At 39.1% G+C, this 23795-nt stretch carries 20 protein-coding genes; 4 read left to right on the top strand and 16 right to left on the bottom strand.

All coding sequences use genetic code 11. The annotated features are described in order from the left end of the window. The first annotated feature begins 70 nt into the window (after positions 1-70). Complete coding sequence (locus tag HQN83_RS15505) at positions 71-1726, top strand: alpha-L-fucosidase (RefSeq protein ID WP_173091236.1); 1656 nt, start codon at positions 71-73, stop codon at positions 1724-1726. A gap of 167 nt (positions 1727-1893) precedes the next feature. Here HQN83_RS15505 and HQN83_RS15500 read toward each other — a convergent pair whose 3' ends face one another. From HQN83_RS15500 to HQN83_RS15440, 13 genes are all read right to left on the bottom strand, one after another. Beyond that, entirely contained in the window at positions 1894-2205 is a 312-nt protein-coding gene (locus HQN83_RS15500) for a hypothetical protein (RefSeq protein WP_173091235.1), read from the bottom strand. A 70-nt stretch (positions 2206-2275) separates the two neighbouring features. Beyond that, positions 2276-2674, bottom strand: a complete 399-nt coding sequence (locus tag HQN83_RS15495; RefSeq protein WP_173091234.1) for an SET domain-containing protein-lysine N-methyltransferase — start codon at positions 2672-2674, stop codon at positions 2276-2278. Further along, complete coding sequence (locus HQN83_RS15490; protein ID WP_173091233.1) at positions 2671-3084, bottom strand: SET domain-containing protein-lysine N-methyltransferase; 414 nt, start codon at positions 3082-3084, stop codon at positions 2671-2673. The genes HQN83_RS15495 and HQN83_RS15490 overlap by 4 nt, the downstream gene beginning before the upstream one ends. Continuing rightward, entirely contained in the window at positions 3084-3554 is a 471-nt protein-coding gene (locus HQN83_RS15485) for a hypothetical protein (protein ID WP_173091232.1), read from the bottom strand. Before HQN83_RS15485 ends, HQN83_RS15490 begins: the two co-directional genes overlap by 1 nt. A gap of 24 nt (positions 3555-3578) precedes the next feature. Then, positions 3579-4856: a hypothetical protein gene (locus tag HQN83_RS15480; protein WP_173091231.1), complete on the bottom strand. Its 1278-nt coding sequence runs from the start codon at positions 4854-4856 to the stop codon at positions 3579-3581. 35 nt (positions 4857-4891) lie between these two features. Continuing rightward, on the bottom strand, positions 4892-6331 hold the full coding sequence (locus HQN83_RS15475; RefSeq protein ID WP_173091230.1) for an outer membrane protein assembly factor BamB family protein: 1440 nt from the start codon (positions 6329-6331) through the stop codon (positions 4892-4894). 11 nt (positions 6332-6342) lie between these two features. Further along, entirely contained in the window at positions 6343-8376 is a 2034-nt protein-coding gene (locus HQN83_RS15470; RefSeq protein ID WP_173091229.1) for a tetratricopeptide repeat protein, read from the bottom strand. Between the two features lie 15 nt (positions 8377-8391). Continuing rightward, complete coding sequence (locus HQN83_RS15465; protein WP_173091228.1) at positions 8392-9447, bottom strand: hypothetical protein; 1056 nt, start codon at positions 9445-9447, stop codon at positions 8392-8394. Positions 9448-9493: 46 nt separating this feature from the next. Beyond that, positions 9494-10267, bottom strand: a complete 774-nt coding sequence (locus tag HQN83_RS15460; RefSeq protein ID WP_173091227.1) for a hypothetical protein — start codon at positions 10265-10267, stop codon at positions 9494-9496. A 239-nt stretch (positions 10268-10506) separates the two neighbouring features. Further along, positions 10507-11841 carry a hypothetical protein gene (locus HQN83_RS15455; protein ID WP_173091226.1) on the bottom strand — a complete coding sequence of 445 codons (1335 nt, stop codon included), beginning with the start codon at positions 11839-11841 and terminating at the stop codon, positions 10507-10509. Positions 11842-11951: 110 nt separating this feature from the next. Further along, on the bottom strand, positions 11952-14144 hold the full coding sequence (locus tag HQN83_RS15450; RefSeq protein ID WP_173091225.1) for a tetratricopeptide repeat protein: 2193 nt from the start codon (positions 14142-14144) through the stop codon (positions 11952-11954). Between the two features lie 78 nt (positions 14145-14222). After that, positions 14223-15599, bottom strand: coding sequence for a hypothetical protein (locus tag HQN83_RS15445; protein WP_173091224.1), 1377 nt, complete (start codon positions 15597-15599; stop codon positions 14223-14225). Between the two features lie 69 nt (positions 15600-15668). Beyond that, positions 15669-16922, bottom strand: coding sequence for an FISUMP domain-containing protein (locus HQN83_RS15440; protein ID WP_173091223.1), 1254 nt, complete (start codon positions 16920-16922; stop codon positions 15669-15671). 164 nt (positions 16923-17086) lie between these two features. Here HQN83_RS15440 and HQN83_RS15435 point away from each other — a divergent pair, with 164 nt between their 5' ends. Both HQN83_RS15435 and HQN83_RS15430 read left to right on the top strand, forming a co-directional pair. After that, positions 17087-19024 carry a tetratricopeptide repeat-containing sensor histidine kinase gene (locus HQN83_RS15435; RefSeq protein WP_173091222.1) on the top strand — a complete coding sequence of 646 codons (1938 nt, stop codon included), beginning with the start codon at positions 17087-17089 and terminating at the stop codon, positions 19022-19024. A 9-nt stretch (positions 19025-19033) separates the two neighbouring features. Further along, entirely contained in the window at positions 19034-19648 is a 615-nt protein-coding gene (locus tag HQN83_RS15430) for a response regulator (RefSeq protein ID WP_173091221.1), read from the top strand. Positions 19649-19743: 95 nt separating this feature from the next. Here the strand turns inward: HQN83_RS15430 and HQN83_RS15425 are convergent, their stop codons facing one another. Further along, positions 19744-20523 carry a C1 family peptidase gene (locus HQN83_RS15425; protein WP_173091220.1) on the bottom strand — a complete coding sequence of 260 codons (780 nt, stop codon included), beginning with the start codon at positions 20521-20523 and terminating at the stop codon, positions 19744-19746. A gap of 42 nt (positions 20524-20565) precedes the next feature. Further along, positions 20566-22131, bottom strand: a complete 1566-nt coding sequence (locus HQN83_RS15420; RefSeq protein ID WP_173091219.1) for a glycoside hydrolase family 43 protein — start codon at positions 22129-22131, stop codon at positions 20566-20568. Positions 22132-22483: 352 nt separating this feature from the next. On the opposite strand from HQN83_RS15420, the gene HQN83_RS15415 reads away from it, so the two are divergent. Further along, entirely contained in the window at positions 22484-22837 is a 354-nt protein-coding gene (locus tag HQN83_RS15415) for a DoxX family protein (RefSeq protein ID WP_173091218.1), read from the top strand. Between the two features lie 97 nt (positions 22838-22934). On the opposite strand, the gene HQN83_RS15410 is transcribed toward HQN83_RS15415, so the two are convergent. Further along, the gene (locus HQN83_RS15410; RefSeq protein ID WP_173091217.1) at positions 22935-23708 is read right to left on the bottom strand and encodes a GDSL-type esterase/lipase family protein; all 774 of its coding nucleotides are present in this window, start codon (positions 23706-23708) and stop codon (positions 22935-22937) included. Between the last annotated feature and the right edge of the window lie 87 nt (positions 23709-23795).

The raw sequence follows: 23795 nt of genomic DNA, 5'->3' as shown, positions 1-23795 counted from the left end.
TGGATAAACATGCTTGATGAAGCAAGCTTTTAAATTGCTTCTTTTGAATAACCATTATTGACCAAATCTTATGAAAAGAAGAAATCTGATTAAAGGGCTTGCAACTGTTATTCCAGCAATGGCTCTATCTAAATCAATAGCTGCGACCATTTATATTTTAGATCCTACGGGAAGTAAGGAATTCACCAAGGTGCCTTTTTCGCCGACCTGGGATTCTCTTAAAAAATACGTCGTTCCCCAATGGTACAAAGATGCCAAGTTTGGCATTTGGGCTCACTGGGGTCCGCAGTGTGAACCTGAACGCGGCGACTGGTATGCCCGAGGAATGTATGAAGAGGGTTCTGATCAGTACAACTATCATGTGGAAAAGTACGGACATCCAAGCGAATTTGGATTTAAGGACGTCATCCATAAGTGGAAAGCTGAAAAGTGGGACCCTGACTACCTGGTTGCACTCTACAAAAAGGCAGGAGCACAATATTTCGTCGCCCTGGCCAATCACCACGACAACATGGATCTTTACGACAGTAAATACCAGGAATGGAATTCTGTGAATATGGGGCCCAAAAAAGACCTCATCGGCGGCTGGGCCAAAGCTGCAAAAAAATATCAATTGCCATTTGGGGTAAGCGTTCATGCAGCACATGCATGGAGCTGGATGGAGACTGCTCAGCGAACAGACAAACAGGGTCCAAAGGCAGGTATTCCCTATGATGGAAAAGTCAAAACAGAAGATGGTAAAGGCACGTGGTGGGAAGGAAAAGATCCACAGGATTTATATGCACAGAACCACCCAATGAGCAAAAACAGTGAAAACAACAGCACCATACATAGCCAGTGGAGCTGGGGTAACGGAGTGGCAGAACCTTCAAAGGAGTATATTGAGAAGTTTTACAACAGAACCATAGATCTTATTGATAAATACAACCCTGAATTGGTCTATTTTGACGATACGGTCTTGCCATTGTGGCCAATCAGCGATGCCGGACTAAGGATTGCCGCCCACCTGTATAACAAAAGCATAAAGAAGAATGGCAAAGTTACCGCTGTCATCAATGGTAAGATTTTAGATGAACAGCAACGTAAGTGCATGATCTGGGACATCGAACGCGGGCAAAGCAATGAGATCGAACCATATACCTGGCAGACGGATACCTGTATCGGCGCCTGGCATTATGACCGGAGAATTTTTGACAATCACCATTACAAATCGGCTAAAACCGTAATTCATACCCTCTTGGATGTAGTCAGCAAAAACGGTAATTTGTTGCTGAATATACCTGTACGAGGTGATGGAACCATTGATTCTGATGAGCTCGCTGTAGTAGAGGAAATAGGAGAATGGATGAAAATCAACAGTGAGGCAATTTATGCGACTAAACCCTGGAAAATCTTCGGAGAAGGACCTGCAATAGAAAATGTTGCCCCACTAAGCGGCCCCGGATTTAACGAAGGCAAAGGAAAACCTTTTGAATCCAAAGATGTCAGATTTACCGCTAAAGGAGATGATTTGTATGCGACGGTACTTGGTTGGCCGGAGGACGGAAAAATCAACATAAAAAGCCTTGCAAAAGGAGGTCTCCTGTATGCGAAAGCCATAAAAAAAGTAAAGCTGCTAGGAACAGGAGCTATATTGAATTTTCAACAAACAACGGAGGGACTGGCGATTAAGGTTCCGGGTGTAAAGTCGAAACTGAGTTATGCGCTGGTATTCAAAATTTCATAAACCAATATTTTGCAAGTTCAAACGGTCTTGATCAATCTAAAAAATGAAGAAAGCCCAGGGTTAAAAAATGAACCCTGGGCTTTCTTCATTTTAGCTGTAGCCGAGAAAATAGTTGTCTATTTCAAACACCGTTTTAGGCTCTGTAAAGGTTGTTTAGTAGTGTAAGCTTATTTGTTCTGATTTTCGGATCCGATTGCAGTTTTGTTTGAATCGGGAACAGTAGGTGGTATGGTATCGGTACGTTTCTTATTTTTCTTTCTGAATAAATTATTCAGTTTTTCACTGGCCTTATTTAATGCTTTGTCGGTAACACCGTCAGCGGTTTTATTTACCGCCTTATCCACAACTTTGTCTGTTGATCGGTCAACCGAATTCCCTACAGCAGTTTTTGTTTTTGCCTTCAGTTTACTAAAGATCTGTGCTTGCGCTATCCCTCCTATACCAAGGGTAAGGAAGAGGATAAAAATAATTTTTTTCATAGTTTTACTTTTTTTCTAATAAAAGTAGCCTAGAAATACATGTAGGTCAATCATTAAAAAAGATGATTTTTTATCCAAACGGAATAATGTCCCTATCTACAAACCATTTACTGTAATCTATACCGTACGCACCACCATAATTAATACATATTTCGGTATGTGCCTTGATATTTTCGTGAGCAGTAAATATCATTTGTCTATTCTCTCTGTCGAGTAGATATACGGCATTGGGATATTGCATGTGGTTATAAATTGAACCAAAACCCATGGCTAAAGACAATGTATTATCCTCCTTATTAAAATAAAAGCTATAATCCATAAGAGCTGTGGTACTTAGTGCAGAAAATTCTTCAGCAGGAATAATAACAACAGGACATGATTCTATAACTTCTCCTTCAGCAATGTCTGTATTACAAAAAACACCCCTGCCCTTTCCCTTTACTGTTTTTAAGTACAACTGTCTATTCATGATTCATCCGAATTAGGAAAATAGACTTCACTATTATCACCTAGCCTGCCATTGTAGTTAATGGTTATTTCGCAATCCGGTTCAATGGTTTTGTAAGCGTAGATATTAATGGTATTTCTCTTTCCTGAAAATGTATAAAAGGCATTTGCTTCTGGAGAATGATTGTAAAACGAAGCATAGCCAAAACTAAATGCTGCAGGGTTTTCTAGGTTATCTAGTAAGAAATAATAATTAAAGAGCTTGGTAAACCGCAATATTTCCTTTTCCTGAGGAGATAAAAAAATAATGGGAGCCTGTTCTATAAGGCTCCCTTTTATTATTTTGCTTTTGGCAAATACACCCCTACCATGAAGTTGGCTTTCTCTTACTTCAATGTGCAGTGGTTGCTGAATCTTTACATTAAACCACATTAGTTCCCTTTTTGCTGTGTGTTCGCATTTTTGGCAGCTCTTTCTGCTGCTGCTTTTTGAGCTGCTTCAACTTTAGGATCAGCATGTGCGACTTTCGGATCTTTTGCAGGGATTGTTTTAGGATTAACCTGTTGCGCAATTTTTGCATCTTTCGCTGCTCTTTCTGCTGCTGATTTTTGAGCTGCTTCTACTTTAGGGTTAGTATGTGCGGCCTTCGGATCTTTTGCAGGGAGTGTTTTGGGGTCAACCTGATGGGCAATTTTTGCATCTTTCGCGGCTCTTTCTTCCGCAGCTTTTTTAGCCTCTTCTGCTTTAAGGTCAGTATGTGAAGCCTTGGGATCTTTTGATGAAGTAGCGGTGCTGGTTGTTTGACTACTGCCTGGATTTGTTGTTTCTTTTTTTACAACGGTTTGCGCTTTAACTGCTGTTATAAACAGCAATGAGCCTAAGATGGAAATGATTTTTTTCATGGTCAGGATTTTATAGTGTAAATTTTATAGCATGTTTCTCAGGGCATCAAAATCAAAATTTTCTGTGAAATTTTCGACAAGACTTTGGCCAAGTGGAGTTTTTACATACCTGTAGGTAAGCTCTATCATAAAAGGCTTTGCCGGATTTTTCTCAGCTCCTTTAAAATAGTCTGGATTATACTTATTTAGCATTACGCCTCCTTTATTGTCCCAAAAACCGCTAAAAGTAAATGAACCGGTTTTTTGGGCATCCTCCTTAGTGTCGGCATTATAGGTATCAATCCACACATTATCATTCGGGCCTGAACCATAGCTGCTTTTCCAGGAGAAGGTTTCAGCTTTAGGTTTCACTATTGCAGCTTGCGCCAACCAGGATACGGTGTTTTCTTTCAGTACTTTTAGTACAATGGCCTTTTTTGTTTCTATTTTATGTTGCCAATCGGGATATTTGGCTTTTCTAACCACAAGGTTTTTTTTGCCATTTTCATACAACTGAGGATACTTTTGAGGGTCTTTCATCACCCCTGCGCATTCAATTTCAATCTCCTTTATTTTATCGGCTATTAAAAGTTTTTCTCTTTCATAATAAACCAGCAGTGCTTCGAGGTATTCTTTACGTGTAACTGGTACATACACTAAAGCGCCTGGTTTTGTACAATACCAATGACGGGTCATATATACACTCCGGTTGCCTTGTTTTACACCCGCTTCTGGAATATCCTGAAAAAAGCCTGGATCAAAGTTGGTGTTTTTAGAGGTATCCATTTTTATGAAATTATATAATGCGATATACTTTCCATTATATTTTTTGGGTGTTTCATAATAGTAAGCTTCATCGGGAAAGGAAAAAGCATTTTCTATTCCTGTATAATGGTTTACATAGGCTCTAAAAACATTTTCGTATTCACTATTTACCATTAACTTATTTTTGATACAGATGTATTCATAGCAACCCATGTTAAGGTCATAAATTGCCAATGGATATTTGTTAGCTATGGTAGTTAATACCTTGCCCGAAAAGGAAGTTTTGAGAACACAGCCTTTAAGATTATAATTGGCTCGGCTTTGTTTTTCGAGCGTTTCTATTTTTGTAAGTACCGCATAAGCAGCAGATCTATTAGCCGCAGTACCCAACTCGTCTAACCAGTTTGACTTTTGCTGAGGCCATTCAAAATGGGCAGCATCTATTAGTTTTCCCTGAAGATTTTCGAGGTCTTTTGCCGACTGGCAATCCTGCGCATATAGGTGTTGCGTTAAAACAAGCAGTGCAATAACTGTTTTAAATGAAATTAGCTGTTTCATGATTACAAGGTTCTCTTTGTTATTGAGATAAAGTTTTATTTCAATTTATAAACACCTTTTAGCGTAATGCCATAAATAGCACCATCCTTATCAATGGTCCACATAGGAGTAGTGTCATTTACATTCTCAATATCCCATCCCGTGTTAGCATTACCCAGGCCTAAGTAATAGTCGGGATAGCTACCCGTCCAAAGTAAAGTTCCTGTTAGTCCGTCGAAACCCTGTAGCTGGTGGTCTTTATAGTTGTTATTGTCATCCGGAATTCGCTCGGCTACGTAAAAGGCGCCACCAGAGGAAGCCATAAGGCGGGCGTTTTTAGACACAGGGCGGCGCCAGGCAACAGTTCCATCACTAAGCCGGTAACCCCAAAGTTCCCTTTTGTTATTTAGCTGCACTTCGGTTACCAGTATGCTGCAAGCAGCTACACGATTAAAAATCTGTTGATCTGATACAGGTTTGGTAGTCCATAGAATTTTTCCGGTATTAGGATCTAATGCTTGTAGACCTGTAGTCCATGACCTGGGCCAATTCATTGACTGCACTCTGATGATGACTTTTCCGTCGGCTACCATAGGTATACCATCATCTGAGTAATAGGATTGTCCACTACGCTTTAATATAACAGCTTGTTCATTATGCTGCCAAAGGGTCTTCCCTGTTTTAAGGTCTATGGCATATAAATGGCGAGAGGGACCACTTTGATTCAGCCCCCTGGCTGTTTGAAACAAGATACCGTTGTACGATGCGGGTGCGGTAAAAGTGGGTGTATATAATGGATCAAGTTTGTCGGTCATTGCCAATCCAAATTCTTTATTTTGCCATAAAACCTTACTCAAATCGGCACTTAGGGCACTGATGTAGCTATAACCTTCCTTTGAACTTTGGTTCAGCACAGTAAATATGCCACTCCTATAGCGCATAGGACCTGTTTTTACAGGGCTAAGTGTACGTGTGATCTTACCTTCTTTTACATTCACTACATAGTAGTCGGTAGGCCCTCCATCTTCCCGAGGATATATCATTAATACTTCGCCTGATGGAAGTTCGTAAATCGCCACAGCACCCATCGAACCGCGACGGTTGCCAATAGCACAAATATTATCGATACGCCAAACAATTTTTCCCGTTTTTTTATCAATGGCCGAAAGCCCTGCATTAGTCTCGTTATTGCAACTGCCGGTAAGTATAAAATTGCCAATCGATACAGGCTTCCAGATACTCCACCAACCGGGGTTTAGCTCCCATTGGATTTTAGGAGTATTCAGTACCGGAGGAGCCTGAAACTCCCGACTGTTGCAGCTTGTGCCATAAGGCATAAACACTGCAGGAATATCATTGCACAATTTGCAGGGGCTAGCTTTTTGCAAGCGGGCAATCGCAGCTTCTCTTGCATCTACGTTGTCATTAGGGAGTTGTGCGTATAACCTAGTACCTGCACACAATGAGACGAACAGGATAAAAATTACCTTCTTCATTTTATTTGTTTTTACTTTCCAAACCCATTGATCGCGCCCGACATATTTCCAGAAATCAAACTCATACGACCAGAAGCGGAAACATTTGCCACCGATGCTTCGCCGCTTACATACACATCTTCCACACCATGGCTGGTAAACTCCATGCCCATACCTGCTTTGGCAGAGGCTTCTAACGGGCCTACGCCTATCGATTTGTCAATCACGGTTGCTTCTAAAGTGCCTTTTATAAACTTGGCATTTCCATTATTATCCATATTCCAATTTAGATTACCCGACAATTTTCCTGCAGTAAATTCTGTACGCATTTTACCACATTCCACTATTTGCTTATACATTACAAAATCCAAAGTAGAAATATGAGTGCAGTGCGTCTCGTCAAAATCAGCCAACTTATAGCGCGAGCCCTTGTTTTGAGGTGGTATACAATTGTTGCCGTATTTATTGGTAGCGATGTATCTTGTACTGCTGATGATCCCAAGCCATTCTTTCTTTACAGCTATTTTTGTCGCTTCAAATGCGGCATCATCTATTGTAAATTGTTGCCAATACAATTCTTCAGTAATTTTTAAATACGCCTGGTGCAGGTAGTTTTGATAGGCCGCTTCTAGCGGTTTATTATAATTTTCGTATACCCACTCACTATATTTCTGTTGTACTTTGCAGTTGTCATAGCCAGTATTTTCTCCTTTTTTAGCTAGCTCTGTTTCCTTGTCGGCGATGGTGCTGGTTTGTTTTTCCAAAGTTTTTCTTTGTGCCTCATCTTTCGCCATAAAATCTTTCATCAAGGAGTCAATTTGTGCTTTTGCTTTTTTTAAACGGTAACCTAGACCACCATCTTTATTCATTTCTTCCAGGTTTTTTTCAGCAACAATTCGATAAAGGTTATCAGGCAATATTCCATTTGCTTTCATTCCACTAATCTCTTTTACGCCTTTATTGTCGAATTTTTTATAAGCTTGTGCTGCCTTTGTTGCGGCCGCCTGTTGGTACGGAATCATTTCTTTTGCCAAAGCCATTGATTGATCACCTGCCTGTTGTTGAAAGGCATCCCAATCTACTTTCAGCCTTATTTCATCTTCATAGTTTGCCGGAACATCCGGACGTACAAAATTTCGCAAACCCAAAGGGTTAGGATCCGGGCGAAAAGGTTTCCGCATATCGCTGGCTTTAAGTTTGTAACCCAATTTGCGCAGCATGTTTATTTTATCTAATGAAAAACTATACGCTAAAGAGTTTTTCATTTTCTCAATAGCCTTTGGTGTATTGCCCTTGCTTTGCTGAATAAGACATTGGGTATAATTTGCCTGTGGATGATAGGCAAATGCTTTTACCACCTTTTCCAAGTTGGCATTGGCCTTATCCGTTTCGCCCAAATAAAACCAGGCCTGCCCTAAATTGTTCAGAATGGTTGTATTATCAGGATATTGTTTATTAAGATATTCCAGCAGCGGAATGGCGCGATGCGGTGCACCACCCATGCTTAGCATAGCAGCGAAGTTGCTGAGCAGGTCTGCATCAGAACCATTGTCGGCACAAGCTTTCCCCATGATGTACACCGCAATTTCAGGTCGACCTACTGTCCAAAAACCGACACTTTCATTACCTATTAATTCAGCTTTATATTTGTTGGTTTTAAAATAGGAGTAAACATTTTGTCCTATCTGCTTTTCATCATTTGCAATACCCTTTTCAATATAATCGTTTAAGGTTTTGATATAAGCGGGAATCCTAGCGGCAGTCAATGTGATTTGAGGAATAGCACCAATAAGTGTATTGTTTTTTGACGGCACATCAAATGCTCCACCTCCACTTACCGCAGCCTTCACATCTGCATCTGTAGCCCCATCAGACATTGAAATAACTTTGGTGGAGATGCCCATCTGCTCCATCATCTTTTTTTGCTCTGGTGTTAGCTTGTCCAACTGCTGTTGAGCTTGCTTTACTTTATCATCCAATTCCTTTTTATTGGTTGGATTTTTCGACTGGCCAAAAGCAACCGTTGCAATTACAGTAGCAATAATCAATATGTTGATCTGTTTCATAGGTGGAGGTTGTTTTTAAAGTTTAAACCCCGGAGGGTTATCAATTAATGACCCGAATTTTTCCCGAAGTGAATAGTGAAATTCATAAGGGTCATTGGCGTTATTGAAGCTTCCACCATCCCGTTGCGTTGGCTTTAGGGGTTTAAGGATGAGGGTGTGATCCTGGCTACCCGAAAAATATTTTAGCTCAAATGCATACGTTACTTTTTCCATTTTATAGTCGGCTGCTTTAAGCCGCGTTCCCCATGCATCAGATTGTTGGCCTGCTTTGCTCCACCATTCGCCCATGCCTTTTTTAGGATTAATAGTCAGCTGGTTGCCAGCCAAGGAGTAAGTGCCGGTTTCATAAACGAATAAAATTTCTTTCATACTGGTCATCCATTGTTTTCTGCGAAACAAATAAGTGCCATTGGGATAAAAAGCATATTCTTTTCTTGTATAACCTGCAGTGTATTGTGGATTGCCATTAACATAGTTCCCAGTTGTTTCTGCATTATAATCTATCCACAAACCTACCATAGCAGGATTTACAACATTAATTTTAGTTGCAGCTATTAAATTACCGGTTTCACTTTGTGTTGGCTTTGCCAGCTCCAATGAATTAATAAATGCCAAAATTTCTTCTTGAAATTTATTGTTGTTAGTCATCAATACCACACTTATGGTTTGCCTGCCAGCTGTTGCAGTAAGCAGAGTTGCCATACCGGTATTTGCACCATCGGTATAGTTTGCCTCGCCTGAAATTACCGCCCAGCCGTTTTGCTTTGTGGATTCCTGCATCATTGGTTCGGCATTTACCTGCACCGAGCCTTTTACCAGCCGGAGCCAGTCATTATCGAAATTTTCGGTTGTTGATGCATCTGATGCTTTTACTTTGGTAATAACCGCAATTGCATAATCGCCTGTTTTTTTATCGGTAAAGGATAATTGTATACCAGCATCGTTTTTTAATTCCTGCCAGCCTTTGGGCATGGCGTATGAAACCACGTCGAAAGTTTGTTTTTGGGCGAAGCTTGTGCAGCTCAATACGAACAACAGGGAAAACAGAAATAAAAATTTCAGCAGTTTCATATCAATTTTACATTTACAAATCAGCCACTTATAAGTATAATCTGAATTACTGAACGTCAATATTATCCATTGTAAAATGTATCACATTGTTGCTTAGGTTTTGATCGCCAATTTTATTCAAGGGATCAATTTTAATGCTATACATTCTGTGTGCCCCACCAGCACCAGTAGCTTTATTCCAAACTGCCCTATCAATTGCTAAAGCATAAGCAGATTCTCCTGGTTTAAGGATAGTATTAGTGTATATCATTTCACCAACGTTAACATTTGGGTCTCTGCTAAACGACGAAAACCAACTGCTTTCTTGCAATAAAAAACTTCTTCCATTTAAAGTATAAACCCCGCCACCTGGCAGCTCCGTTTCTAAATCGAAAGGGAAGTTTATATCGGGAGGGTATGTTGACGTATTCCACAAATAGGGATCAGTATTGGTTACTTCTGTAAGTAAGTGATTGGGTGCACCTGCAACAGCATACTTCAAAAGATTTAAATCTATATCGGTAGTACCGGAATTAAAAATTCTACATTTAAGAATATAACGCTTGTTTGCAGGCTCAAAGGCAATAGAAACTAATTCTATAGCAATGTCTTTTGCGAACTTTTGATTAGCAAGTATCTGAGCGTTCACTTTCATTTTTAAGGATTGTACCGGGATAACCTTTGCTTCTACTAGTCCAACCTTCATCGTTCCTACTGGCACCCTAATATCAATGGTTTTACCTGTATTTTGCCCCTTTGTTAAAATAGTATTTGTTTTTGTCTGTGCGCTTACTGCTATTGTATTTACCACAAACAAGCATAAAATGAGTAGTTTTTTCATTGTCTTAAGTTTTATGATATAAAAGTAGACCATTCAAACAGCCTATTTAATCGTTAAAAAGGATGATTTTTTGTACTTTTCTATTTCAAAAAATCGCTTCCAAATGCCGGTATGGATAACCCTTTAGGCAAGGCGTATGAAACCACATCGAAAGTTTGTTTTTGGGCGAAGCTTGTACAGCTCATCGCTACCATCATATTGAACAGTAAAAATATTTTTATAGGTTTTTGCCTATCGGATTATTGTAACAGTTTCCTAAACTCATCCAGGTTAAGTTGGTTGATAAAGGATTCATTTACTCCCGTTAAAAATTTGTCGCTTGGTCTAAATCGGAACATTACATCTATCAATGTCGGTTTGGCACCATTGGGCGGATATTTTTTCAGGTATTCCGGATTGATCTGGTATTGGCTGGAACCTTCGCTGCCGGTATAAAATTCGGTGAAGTAAAAATTGCCATATATTTCCTTTGAATTGATGTTGCGGTTAGAAGGAACGGTAAAAGCTTTATTATCCCCCTGAACAATTGCCTGCTGGTTTAACCATTTTTCATCTTTGGATTGCAGCAATTTAGTGACTGTTTGTTTTTTCTGTTCACTTATTCTAAGTATATCTTTGGCAGCTTGTTCCTGAACAACCTGCCTGTTTTTCTGGTCTTGCAAATAACTGCTGTTGTTCTTCTCCGATTCGGCTATTGTCTTTGCAAGGTTCTTTATTCTATTCTGCATATTCGCTATCAGTTCGGGTTTTTCCCGATCATAAAATTCAAGCAGGTCTGTAAGGAATTTTTTCCTTGTAATGGGAATGAAAAAAGGGATATCAGTATGCGCAATAAATGCATGGCGATATACCAAATCGTTATTTACTGTAACGAAGCCTGAATTGGGGAATGTGATCCCATATCCTTTGCCCGGTTTATTCTCAACTACCGGGTGATCACTCATGTTGCCGCCTACTACTTCACCATTCAGATCAATAAAGCCATCTCCTTTATTGATAGCATTTACTACCCTGCTATCTGCAAAACCATAGTAATTATATATGGCAATAAAAGGGTCATTGTTATTCTGTGTATTTGCAGGTATCCTGTAAGCAGCGACATTGCCTTCCATAGAATGAAATGACGTACTAAACCCCGGATTACCATTAACCCTAAGCACGCCATCGTATTCATCTACAATGGCCAGCTTATGTGTTTGCACATTACAAACAAACTTATGAAAGCCGAGATTGTATGTATAGCTGTTTACTAACTCCTGGTTATAAAATGGCTTTGAGTTTAATCCAAAACTGGCTTTTGCCAACCCGCCGGTAAATTGCAGTTTTGGCTTGCAAACGTTTTCATAAGCCTGCATCATTTTTTTTGCATTGGCAATTTCCACTGCAGAAAAACCCTGCTTGGGTCCACCTGTAGCACCACCGGTATGATTATCCCAAAACCTGCCCGGTTCTTTTAATACACTTTCTGCGGTACAATTATCTTTATTGATTTGCGCCTCCCATGCTTTAAAACTGGTCTGTGACTGAGCAACAAAACCATAAAACAACAAGCTGATAAAAAATATTTTTTTCATTTTTAATACATATTTCATTGTAAAAATAGAAAGGTTATCAAAGCATGTCAATCATTAAAAAGAATGATTTAACAGGCCATGAAATTTATAATCAACAGCGTGTCAACTGTTTAATTTTTCAAAAAACTGCTACCAAAACTTGTAAAGCCGGGACCAGCGGAATTGAAGCCACCATTTACACTTACTGTTACGGAACCTAAATCTGCAGAAGCACTTCCAAATCCGCCATCATTAATTTCTGCTCCTGCAGATCCTGTCACTATCAGATCTACCGGGTTCATATTGCCATCAAATTTTATAGTAGTCTCTACAGAAGCACCAACTTTTCCTCCAATATTCTTGGTTATCTCAAAGTCTTTGTCTTTACCTGCTTTTGCAGACAAACTATGCCCGGTAGTTTCCCATGTTACGGGGTCATAGTTTTGACTATAGGAAAATTCTCCGGCTTTAAAATCAGCTTTCATCTTCAATCCTTCACAATTAAACTTTCCGGCAAACACCATGGCATCAAATCCAAAATTCACTTCGCAATGCTCCCTTTCCCATACTTGTATTTTACCTTTTGTTATATTATCTGTTTTTAAATAATCTCCGCAAGGTTTTGACAAACCTCCATCAACATACACCGGAAAAAGTTTACGGAAACTATACAGATCGTTGAGGTATCCAACATAAGCCTGATAATTTACAGCTGTAGGGTCTTGCATAGACTGCATTATTATTGTATTCCAAAACAGGTATTCCTGCAAACGCTGATTCATCAGGTTTTCCATACTGCGGATGTATTGACTGTATATCTCCGCAGATTTTCTCAACCAGGTACTTTGTCTTTCTTTTTTTAGATTACAGAGTTCATTGTCAATTTGAACAGCCCTTGTATTTGCTGCACCTTTTCCTTCTCCGTCATCCAGTTTACTTTTCTCTTTTACAAGTGCATCAATTTTATTATCAAAACCCGTTGTTAATCCCTGTTTCAATTCTTCAATGCGTTGATTCGCACTAGCTGCTTCTTTTTTCATACGGCTTATATAAGAAACACTGTATTGTGAGTTATCAATAGCATTGAGCATAAGTGCGGCCTGAGCCATAAACGGACTGGCAAGTCCTGCCTTCATATCCTGAACCATTTTAGCGGCACCAGGTTTACCCACATTGGCAGCTACTTGTTGTGCTTGTGCCATTCGTTTATTCACGTTGTCTGTCAATTGTTTTTCATAATTCTTTTGAAATTGTGCACCTGCTTTTTTTGCTTCAGCAATAGTAGCATCGAGGTTCAAAAAAAAGCTATTTATAGCAGGATAAGCGGCTACTGCACCTTCATAACTATCCGGTATATCAGGTATAATAAATCGTTTGGTAATGCTATGGTCTTTGTAAAATTGTTTAAAATTATTGCGTATAGCCCGATACATAGCTGGCTTATCGGCTGTGGGCGATACCTGCTGTAAAAGGTTAATATTTTGTGTAGTAGCACCACCATGTGCAATGGCTTTCTCGAGATAACCAGCGCATAGCGACTTATCACCTTGCTTCTGTGCAATCAATGCCAATGACCTATATGCCTCGGAATTGGTCGAATCTTTTGTAACTGCAGCAACTAACATTGTTTTTGCTTTATCTACATTCCCTACACTAAGCAAAGCCTGTCCCGTGTTGTTGAGGACGGTGCCGCTATTGGGTAGCAACTTTTGGGCATACAATAAAACAGGAAGCGATTTATGTGCATAGCCCGAAATGGTAAGCAGGCTCCCCAGGTTATTTAAGGAAACCAAATCATCAGGATTGGTCATGCAGGCATTCAGCAAGAGATATAATGCTTTGTCCAATTCATTATTTGCCCAAAATACCATGGCATACTTTCCGGTTTTTTCGCCTTTGTTCATTAGGTTTTTTAGAGCGCCTTTACTTTCAGGTTTTATCAGTTTATCCGTTTCGGTAAAAATGGATGTAAGATAAGCCGTTAGCTGTGGCTTGGTCTGTGGTGTGGCGGCAATTTTAAGTTCAGAAATTTTATCCGGAACAAGATTAGGATCGGTACTCCGCAGCATTACATTCGTATTTCCCTTTGCATTATAGTCCAAACCCTGCTGTGCACTTTGCATGGCCTTATTGGCACCCATTTTCTCCATCATATCTTCAAAATTCTTTCTGGCCTCTGGGCTCATGGATGCTTTTTTGGCCTCCAGTTGTTTTTGGGCTTCGGCCATTTTTTTTCTGTCTGCCTCCATTTGCTCTTTAGAAGGCTTTTGGGCAAAAGAAATGCTGCTAATGAACATCAGCATGACTGCGATTAAATATTTCATACCTTGGTTTTGTTTTTATCCGATTAAGGAAGAATTAATTTTTTATTGCTGCTTTCCTGTTTCAAATTGGCATAGTAATTAAATCTTTTGAAAAGGAAATACCGTTTCTATTTTGTTTTGATCATAATCACCCTTATACAAATTCATTAAATTTCTCCATTCATTATTACCATATTTCTTTGAATAAAATCTAATGAAGTATTTACTTCCTGCACCTGAACTAGTTTTTCTTTCCAGTACATTTCCTTTAAAAGTAAACACACCCTCACCTTTAAATTGTTTGCTTTTAATTAGGTCATTGTAATAGTCATAACCCACCGTATAAGAAGATTGTGTTAACACATAGTATTTTCCTTCTGCGGTGTAACTGGTAGCAGCAATTAAACTATTTCCGTACGACCCGCTGCTTGAAGCCCAAGTGCCTGTCAGCTGTTTTTTATAATCCACATTTTTATCGGCAACACCATTTATTTTCAAAGTGAACAAAAGAAAATTTAGAGCCATTTCAGATTCACTGCCCAGTATCTTATCAGCAGTATTAATGATGGCTACGTTTGCACCTACCTGTATAATCAGCACGGTAGCTTTTATAACGTCACCCCCAGGTTTAGTAATGCTATTGCTTAACATATAATAGGGCAGCCCCTGGCTGGTAACCCCTTTTTCATGATCACCTTTTTCGAATAACTGGTTGTTAGAACTGTTATACAAACTCCAACCATCAAAAACCTCAAAGAAAATATGCTCCATATCATTTTCTAAACTCCCCGATGATTTTACCATGCTCATGAACTCAATGATTCTTTTTCCGGTATTTGTCGTTTTTTCTAACGTTAAACTATTTTGCCCCGCATTTAAACTCCAGGTGGGCGGAACAGTAATTGAATAAATATTTTTGCTATCTGAACCAGTTGTATAGCTTGTAGGCGAAGCTGTATTTTCAATAACAGGTTTTTCAGCTGCCGTTTCGTTTAGGTTGAGGGTTTTTATAAAATCCAATAGTTGGTTTTGATATTTATCGGTATTGGTCATGATTACCACATTAGCCATTTTGCCATTTCCTGTAGCACTTATCAGCGTTACCCATCCTTTATTGGAACCATCGGTATAACCCGCCTGCCCCGAAATGACACTCCATCCTTTTTCAGTAGCAGGTGCCTGCATGGTTGGTTCTTCAGAAACAGATACGGTGCCTTTTACTAGTTTTTCCCAGCTGGCAGTAAAGTTTTCGCTTGCCGGGGCTGTGCTTGCGACTGAACGCAGAATAATAGCAACTGCATAGTTTCCTTTACCATCGTTTTTGGTGGACAACTGAATACCGTTTGCCATTTCTGTTTTATCCCAACCACTGGGTAAGGTATAGTTTACTGCATCAAAAGCCTGCTTTTGGGCAAAACAAGTATAACTTACCATCAATAGCAGGTTAAACAGGAGCATGTTTTTTATAAGTTTCATCTTTTTAAGGTTATCATTTCTGAAAAATCATTTCAAAGTACCAGCAGTTATACATTAATAATAATAACATCAATCTTTTACACAGCGTACGGAATAGCCATTATATTTAAATCCAGATGAGATATCAACTTCTATATATGAGTGATACAATCGAATTTCATCGCCGGCTACTCCACCAGGTACTCCACTATCCTCTGTAGAAGCCCAGTAATAGCCAATCAAAGACAAGTTATCAAAGTTCCCATGGGCGAAACGGTATCCACCCGGAAGAGCCGAAAACCCGCTGCTGTTGGTTGCACCCACATTGGGCGTACTCCAATAAAGCAAGTCTTTTAAGGCCCCCCCTGCTGAGTATTTGCCATTTAAGAATGTTATCAATGTTATCCATTCATCCTTTGTAGGTACATGCCATCCTGCAGGTGCTATATTGTCGCTGTTGTTCACGGCATACCAATTATACAGTTTACCATAAGGATTATTATTTTTACTGTCATTGTTATAGTAACAATAGGCTCCTTTTGTAAAGGCATCCCATGTTTGCGAATCAGGAGCAGTTAGTATCTCAGCGCCGTTTCGGTAATGCGTAGTTTTCAGATTCTCCACCATCCAGCATTGTGTACCGATAGTAACGGTATGATACACGTTACCGTCCACATCAGTGACAGTTCCGCAATTAGCCAAGCCTGTTGTGGTAAAACTTATTTCATTACCATAAGCGGTACCAATGCTGTTGGTTGCATATGCCCGTACATAGTAAGTAGTATTACTGTTTAGGCCTGAAAGGTTGCTTGTAAAATTGCCTGCGCCGCTCCCATCTGTTGTTTTATCATTGGCAATAGTAGGATTGTTGTTTGTACTCCAACACACACCTCTTGCGGTAACGACACTATTGTCTATGCTACTGACCGTGCCGCCTGAAACGGCTGTCGTATTGGCAATGCTGCTGATGGCTACGGTGCTTACCATAGGCAACTGCGGCGCTACACTTACTACAATATAGCCGGTTTTTGTTTTGGTATTGCTGCCGTCGGCATTTGTTACAGTAAGCGTTACATTGTATGTTCCCGCAGCGTGGTATTGAATATTGACCGGATTTTGCAAAGTAGAAGAAGACGGCGTACCTCCCGCAAAGCTCCACGACCACGATGTAGGATTGCCGGTAGATAAATCTGTAAAGCTGGCCACCGAATCTGTTTTAATACTAGTAACACTTGCAGAAAAATCTGCTGCCGGTAAGATTGCATTATCCTTAATCTTGGTGCAGGAAATAATTAGCGTACTGCATAACATCAAAACAAACGGCAGGAATTTTAAATCTCTCATGATTTCATTTTTTATGGAGTAAAAGTAGATAACTTACCAAACCGACGTAATCATTAAAAAAGATGATTTTTTATTATACGCTTTTAAAAAATCATTAAAAAAGACGATGGAAAATATGGATCCACAACATTTTATTTGCGTTGTAGAAAAATGTAAATTAGTGTATGAGAAAATCACTGCTGATATTATTTGCAGGCTTTATAAGTTTTGCCTCTCAGGCACAAGGATTGAATAGAAACAGTCTAAAACGAACTATTAACTATAACAAAAAAGATAGCAATACTGTAAATGTTTTATATCAATATGGAGAAACGTACAGGCAAGACAACCCTGATTCTGCCACTTTTTACTATAACAAAGCAAAAGAGCTTTCTCAAAATATAGGATATAAAAAGGGTGTTGCAACTTATGCAAGCTATCAAATAGTAATATTGAATAACAGAGGTTTATTTAAAGAGGCTTTGTCTCTTACTCTTGATGCCCTTGATATTTTTGAAAAATATGGGAACAAAAAAGACTTGTCGGTTGCCAATTTAAATGTAGGTAGTGAGTGGGAATATCTTTCCGATTTTTCTACTGCGTCGGAATATTATTTAATTGCAAAAAAATATGCAGAAGAAATTGACGACAAAAAAATGTTACGAATAGCAAACAATAATTTGGCTTCTGTATTTATAAATTTACAGGAATATGCCAAAGGTCTTGAGTATGCAGAAAAAGCATACAAACTCGCTGTAGAATTAAATAATAAAACTGCGCAGGCTAATACACTCTGCAATATCGGAACCGCCTCTAATAACCTTAAAAATTATGATAAAGCCATAAGCGTATTTCGGGAAGTAGGAAAAATAGGTAAAGAAGAAAAGGACAACATTAACATTGTAAGTGGGTGGTTAGGTATAGCAGATGCCTTAAAGGGTAAACAAATGTATGCATTGGCAATAAAATATTATGATACAGTACTTTATTTTTCAAGACATGAAGAGTTGCCTGAATATACTTTGTATGCCAATATGGGCATGGGACAAACTTTAATTGAATCAAGAAAATATTTAAAAGCAGTCCCTTATCTCAATGAGGGAATCAACTTAGCTCATAAATTTGGTTCAAAAAATGAGTTAAGCAGCTTATACGAATATCAGTCTAATTTGTACAAAGGAGTAGGAAAACTTGATAGCGCATTGGCATATCGTCAAAAGTTTGAGTTACTACGAGACACTATATTAGGAGAAAACACCAAAAATACTGTAGCAAACCTAGCAGCCAAATACGAATTTGAAAAAAAAGAAGCACAGATTAAACTGCAACAAGCGCAGCTTCGCCAAAAATCTATCCTCAATTATATTCTTGTCGGCAGTGCGCTTGCCTTATTAATTATTTCACTGCTAGGTTATCGCAACTATACTCATCGCCAGAAACTACAGCAATTAAAAATTGATGAATTAGAAACCGAAAAACAACTTACCGCTACAGAAGCAGTACTAAAAGGTGAAGAACAGGAACGTACCCGCCTGGCCAAAGACCTGCACGATGGATTAGGAGGCATGTTAAGTGGAATAAAATTTTCATTAAATAATATGAAAGAGAATTTAATAATGACCCCGGACAATGCTCTTGCTTTTAATCGCAGCATCGACATGTTAGACAGCTCTATACAGGAAATGCGCCGCGTAGCACATAACATGATGCCCGAAATACTGGTAAAATATGGACTGGATGTTGCATTGAAAGAATTTTGCATGGAGATGGATCGTAGTGCTGTGTTACATGTAAACTACCAGTCGGTGGGGATGCAGCAAGCAGGCATACCGCAAACTACATCAGTCGCCATTTATCGTATTATTCAAGAGTTGCTTAACAATACAATTAAACATGCCAATGCCAAAAATGTACTGGTACAGCTCCATCAATCAGAGCAGGGAAAATTATTGGCAATTACGGTAGAAGATGATGGAAGTGGATTTGATGCCAGCCTGTTGAAACAATCTAATGGAATGGGCTGGCTAAATATTCGAAACCGGGTGGAGTTTTTAAAAGGCAGAATAGATTTGCAATCCGGTCTCGGCAAGGGCACTTCAGTAATGATAGAGATTACTATTTAAACACAGGAGATGAAAATAGGCGTTTTCGTAGTAGACGACCATTATATGGTAATAGAAGGTATTCGTTCTTTGTTGCAAAACGAAAAGACACTTGACTGGATGGGGCACGCTACCAATGCCGAGTCTTGCTTGAGTTTTCTTAAGCTATACGAACCTGATGTGATCTTAATGGATGTAAACCTTCCCGATAAAAGTGGAATAGATTTATGTAAAGAAGTCAAACAACTATATCCTGCAATAGCTGTACTGGGGCTTAGTACGTTTAATCAGCAGGCTATTATCAAAAACATGATGGACAATGGTGCCCTAGGCTATGTATTAAAAAATGCCACAAAAGAAGAACTGATGGAAGCGATAATCAGTGTACAGAAAGGCAAAGTATATTATAGTTTGGAAGTTCTAAATTCGTTGAGAAAACCAACACCCAATCAGCTTTTGATTACCCGAAGAGAAAAAGAAGTGCTGTTGCTAATAGCCGAAGGACTAACCAATGCAGAGATATCTGAGAAACTTTTCATCAGCATTCCAACGGTAAATACCCATCGCAAAAGCCTGTTAGAAAAATTTGAGGCAAAAAATACAGCGATGCTCATCAGCAAAGCTACAAAGCTTGGCTCCGTCTAATCGTCTTAGGTCACTCTAGTTTTTATTTTAAAATTATAGGTATTGTATAGCTATACCTGTATAAGGCCAGATCTGTCGTTTTTTTTATTTTGTGATTAATTATATTCTGTCGATTCCCAGGTGCCGCTTGTACGCAATGTCCAAAAAGCCTCACAATAAACAGGATCTATCATCATCTTGTATTTAATCCAAAAGTGCCCCTCCATACACCAATCGGGACCATGAGAATTACGAATTAAAAAAGCTTCTTTCTCATCATCATAACCAACACAGCATAGTGCATGTCTACCTTTATGATTTCTGTACCGTTCCGGGGTTTCAGTCAAGAAACCTGTTTCATGCAGTCCAATGTCATTTTGTAGCGGCCAGTAAACCATTAAAGCAAATAGAAAAGGGAAACCATCATCCAGACAATGTTTTAATGCTTCCAGTCTTTGAGCTATATAAGCATAATACTGAAATTTATTATTTGCCGCAACCGCATAACACTCATCAACAGGTTTTACAAACAATAAGTCTTTATTGTAATCCCACATGGATTCACTACAGGCTCCAGTTTCGTAAATACTGTTCAACATATCTCTGAAACAACTCCCCTCATCTTTGTCTGCATTTCCATTAAGTAAGCGGGCATTATAATAAAGGAACATTCTCGATGGGGACATAAATTCAAGTCCATCCTTTTTTCTAACAAAATCAAGGAGTGCAGCGGTAGCATTTGCAGTGCAGGAATTAAGGCCTCCCTGACTGTAAACAGGTGGTGCATAAGGCCGTAAATCGACTGTAGTAGCTAATCGCGGAGAATCAACAGGACGATCTGGTAATTTATAATCTCGGGGATCCGAAGGATCTGATTGATGTTTAAGAGCTGACATAAGGTAAATATAGTTCTATTTCAATAGAATATAAAGGACACGCTATTGCTTATTAAAGTAAAACCAATTAAAGTCCACATATCCGGCTATACCGGAATCCTCAGTACTATAATTGAACAAGGCAAAGCGATTGGCAGTCCAATCCAATCCTAGTCCCATATTTAAAGTATTTCCAATAGGCCGGAATTTTTTCCCATCTGTACTATAAGCAAAAGAAGCGGTGTACCCAACGTGGGTAGCACTCGCCTTAACCCAGATTTTATTCCCTTTAAATGGAATAGAACTGACTGTACTATCAGTATTTATCATGACAATTGATTTCTGTCCACCTTTTTGCAGAACTGCGACAAAAGCATAAGGAAATTGAAAAATTCCGAACCCGGCAACATTACCATCTTTCAAACCGCTTACCTCCATTTCGACAGTACCACTTGAAGTTGGCCCTTGTACTCTTTGTGTAAGTGTATTTCTGGCCTCTGAAAGTTTTGTCGCTTTACCCGCTTTCAAGCGTAAATAACCTTTACGCTCATTAAGAGACCATTTTTGATCATCTGGATTGTGGTTCCATTGCCACTGCAAGCCAAGTTTAGCGGTATTAAAGTCATCGGAGGCTGCAGGAACAACAATAGGATAAGTTTTGCCCACATTTGGTTTCTTATAAGTTTCTACTCCTTTTCCCTTCTCACCCAACATCGGCCAACCATCTACCCAGGTAACCGGTTCCAGATTAGGCACACGACCAATAGGGCCACGATCCTGCATAATGATAAACCACCAGCTGCCATCTTTTAATTGTACCATCCCACCCTGATGTAAGCCATTGCCAGGGTAAGTATGGTCATCGTTCATCACTTCTTTTGACTCATAAGGACCATATATATGATCTGCTCTCAAACAGATCTGCCTACCTTGCGTCCCTCCCGTAGAACCCATGATGTAATACTTCCCATTAACTTTATATACGTGAGACCCTTCCAGATATGGGAAACTACGATTATTGTAAATTTCTTTTTGAGGGGTTTTCACAGATAATGCATCTGCATTTAATTCCGTGATAAACAATCTTTCTTGTCCATGAGCAACATACACTTTGCCATTGTCATCAAAAAACAATCCCGGATCGTACATGTATTCTTTAAAAATGGTTCTCGTCCAAGGGCCTTTAGGGTCTTTTGCTGTGGCTATTGAAAAATTTCCAGGTTCAGTGCTAGAGCTGCGTGGTGTACAAAAGCCAACATAAAAAGTTCCATTATTGTAACGAATTGTATTTGCCCATGAGCCTCTTAAATAGGCATTGCCAGCCTTCATATCATAGCGTGAATCTTCATCATATCGCGACACTGCATAACCCATCATTTCCCAGTTAACCAAATCTTTAGACCTTGCAACAGGACTACCCGGGACATAATGCATACTGGTAGAGACAAAATAAAAATCATCTCCAACGCGAATAATATCTGGATCTGGCCAATCTCCCCACATTAGCGGGTTAGTAAATGTTCCATTACCGTTGTCAGGGGTATAAATTAAAGGGTGTTGGTTTTTGGTTTGGGCGACCAGTACATGGGACCCCATCAGTAATAACAAAAGTAAAAGATGTTTCTTCATTTATGTTTAATTGCAGGTATTTTATCGTTTTGTTTCTTAAATTATACGGAGCATGACTTGTTTACGATTAAAGACTGTAGTTTCTAATCAAATCCTGCAAACAAAATTTTCTATAAAACAAAAGTCATCTGGAAAACAAACTTCTAAATTTGAAGTAGAGAAAACCACCACTTTTTACACAAATACTGATACTTTTTTTGCTTAAACAAGATTGTCGACTGGTAAACCTTATCTCATTTTATAAAAAACCGAATCGCTCTGCTGAGCGTAAATACCCATCAATCTACCGAGTAGTAAAAGAAAGAAAAAACTTAAATCATGAGCACTTGTTTGCTAAATAAACACAACTAAAATGAAAACCTATCTCACCTGGCTGTATGGAGTTCTAATGATTGTTGCCGGAATAAACCACTTTGTGAAACCCCATTTCTATAAAGCATTCATTCCAGGCTGGCTGCCTTTACTCCCGGTAAATTATATTACAGGTGCTGTTGAAGTTGCTTTAGGTGCCTGCCTGCTCATCCCTGTCTTCAGGCATTATGGAGCCCTTGGATTACTCCTGCTTATGATCATTTTCCTACCCCTTCATACCCTTGATGTTTTCAAAGAAAACCCGGCAATCGGTTCCAAGTTACTCGCTTACATCAGGCTGCCATTACAATTTGTTTTGATCTGGTGGGCATGGAGCATTTGGCGGAATCACTAGGTGTTATTTTCATACTGCAATACAAGATCCAGGTAAATACCGGGGAAAGTACAGATGGAGGATCTAGTTGAAGAAACCATTCCCCAATGGCCAAAAATCATATAATTGCTTTTTGAATTCCTTTTACCCAAAATTCAGCTAAAGCTTTAGAGCCTTCAGCATTGGGATGCAAATAAAAAACTCCGTGCTTGCCATTTTCAGCTTTAAACATTTTTTTATGATTCTTCTGAAAAAAACTGAAAACACCTTTACTGCCTAGATAAACTTTATTTGGATGGCTAACTTTATACGCTGCATATAAGGTTTCTATTTGTGAAGCGTAACTGCTTAAGCGATCGAGCCCTTCCTGCATGTATCCTGCATTATTGTGTGTATTTGGACTGTACCAAAGCGGATATTGTATGACAAATCTGGCCTCCGGATATTTGTCGATCAAGGTATTGATTAAAACACTCAAATTATCCTTGTACTGAACTGCCTGCACAGGTGCACCGTTTGGTCCGAACATGGCACTATCATTTGTACCCAACATAATAGAGAACAATAACACAGCTGTTTTATCTTGTGCAAAGGCATCAGCTGCCTGCACTACTTTTGGGAAATCAATGTTATTCTTCGGCAAGAAATCGACAGTGGTGTGTCCACTAAACCCGCTATTGTTAATGTTCACTGAGCTGATATTTTTACGATGTCTCAATAGTTCTGCCACATAGATTGGTGCAGCTTCGATTTTTGGATCAGCTAAAGCACTGCCCTCTGTGATGCTGTCACCAATAAAAACAATATTTATTTTTTGCTCTTTTTTCCCTGAAAAAGAAGTCAAAACAAACAGCAAAAGCAAACAGGTATAGTTAAAGAAGGGTTTCCACATATTTTAAAGGTCAATAATTTTAAGTCACGAAAAATCTAATATAAAATTAATAATGAGCTATTCAAATTACCCCTCAATAGTTGCTGA

Origin of the sequence: Pedobacter foliorum, assembly GCF_013266735.1 — a bacterium.
Lineage (GTDB): Bacteria > Bacteroidota > Bacteroidia > Sphingobacteriales > Sphingobacteriaceae > Pedobacter > Pedobacter foliorum.
This window is presented reverse-complemented; position numbering and strand designations above follow the sequence as displayed.

Excerpts from the sequence above, each read along its gene's own strand:
- HQN83_RS15430 (WP_173091221.1), top strand. The coding sequence starts at position 19,034 with ATGAAAATAGGCGTTTTCGTAGTAGACGACCATTATATGGTAATAGAA.
- HQN83_RS15475 (WP_173091230.1), bottom strand. The coding sequence starts at position 6,331 with ATGAAGAAGGTAATTTTTATCCTGTTCGTCTCATTGTGTGCAGGTACT.
- HQN83_RS15485 (WP_173091232.1), bottom strand. The coding sequence starts at position 3,554 with ATGAAAAAAATCATTTCCATCTTAGGCTCATTGCTGTTTATAACAGCA.
- HQN83_RS15480 (WP_173091231.1), bottom strand. The coding sequence starts at position 4,856 with ATGAAACAGCTAATTTCATTTAAAACAGTTATTGCACTGCTTGTTTTA.
- HQN83_RS15415 (WP_173091218.1), top strand. The coding sequence starts at position 22,484 with ATGAAAACCTATCTCACCTGGCTGTATGGAGTTCTAATGATTGTTGCC.
- HQN83_RS15435 (WP_173091222.1), top strand. The coding sequence starts at position 17,087 with ATGAGAAAATCACTGCTGATATTATTTGCAGGCTTTATAAGTTTTGCC.
- HQN83_RS15440 (WP_173091223.1), bottom strand. The coding sequence starts at position 16,922 with ATGAGAGATTTAAAATTCCTGCCGTTTGTTTTGATGTTATGCAGTACG.
- HQN83_RS15450 (WP_173091225.1), bottom strand. The coding sequence starts at position 14,144 with ATGAAATATTTAATCGCAGTCATGCTGATGTTCATTAGCAGCATTTCT.
- HQN83_RS15495 (WP_173091234.1), bottom strand. The coding sequence starts at position 2,674 with ATGAATAGACAGTTGTACTTAAAAACAGTAAAGGGAAAGGGCAGGGGT.
- HQN83_RS15470 (WP_173091229.1), bottom strand. The coding sequence starts at position 8,376 with ATGAAACAGATCAACATATTGATTATTGCTACTGTAATTGCAACGGTT.
- HQN83_RS15425 (WP_173091220.1), bottom strand. The coding sequence starts at position 20,523 with ATGTCAGCTCTTAAACATCAATCAGATCCTTCGGATCCCCGAGATTAT.
- HQN83_RS15410 (WP_173091217.1), bottom strand. The coding sequence starts at position 23,708 with ATGTGGAAACCCTTCTTTAACTATACCTGTTTGCTTTTGCTGTTTGTT.
- HQN83_RS15490 (WP_173091233.1), bottom strand. The coding sequence starts at position 3,084 with ATGTGGTTTAATGTAAAGATTCAGCAACCACTGCACATTGAAGTAAGA.
- HQN83_RS15465 (WP_173091228.1), bottom strand. The coding sequence starts at position 9,447 with ATGAAACTGCTGAAATTTTTATTTCTGTTTTCCCTGTTGTTCGTATTG.
- HQN83_RS15420 (WP_173091219.1), bottom strand. The coding sequence starts at position 22,131 with ATGAAGAAACATCTTTTACTTTTGTTATTACTGATGGGGTCCCATGTA.
- HQN83_RS15505 (WP_173091236.1), top strand. The coding sequence starts at position 71 with ATGAAAAGAAGAAATCTGATTAAAGGGCTTGCAACTGTTATTCCAGCA.
- HQN83_RS15455 (WP_173091226.1), bottom strand. The coding sequence starts at position 11,841 with ATGAAAAAAATATTTTTTATCAGCTTGTTGTTTTATGGTTTTGTTGCT.
- HQN83_RS15460 (WP_173091227.1), bottom strand. The coding sequence starts at position 10,267 with ATGAAAAAACTACTCATTTTATGCTTGTTTGTGGTAAATACAATAGCA.
- HQN83_RS15445 (WP_173091224.1), bottom strand. The coding sequence starts at position 15,599 with ATGAAACTTATAAAAAACATGCTCCTGTTTAACCTGCTATTGATGGTA.
- HQN83_RS15500 (WP_173091235.1), bottom strand. The coding sequence starts at position 2,205 with ATGAAAAAAATTATTTTTATCCTCTTCCTTACCCTTGGTATAGGAGGG.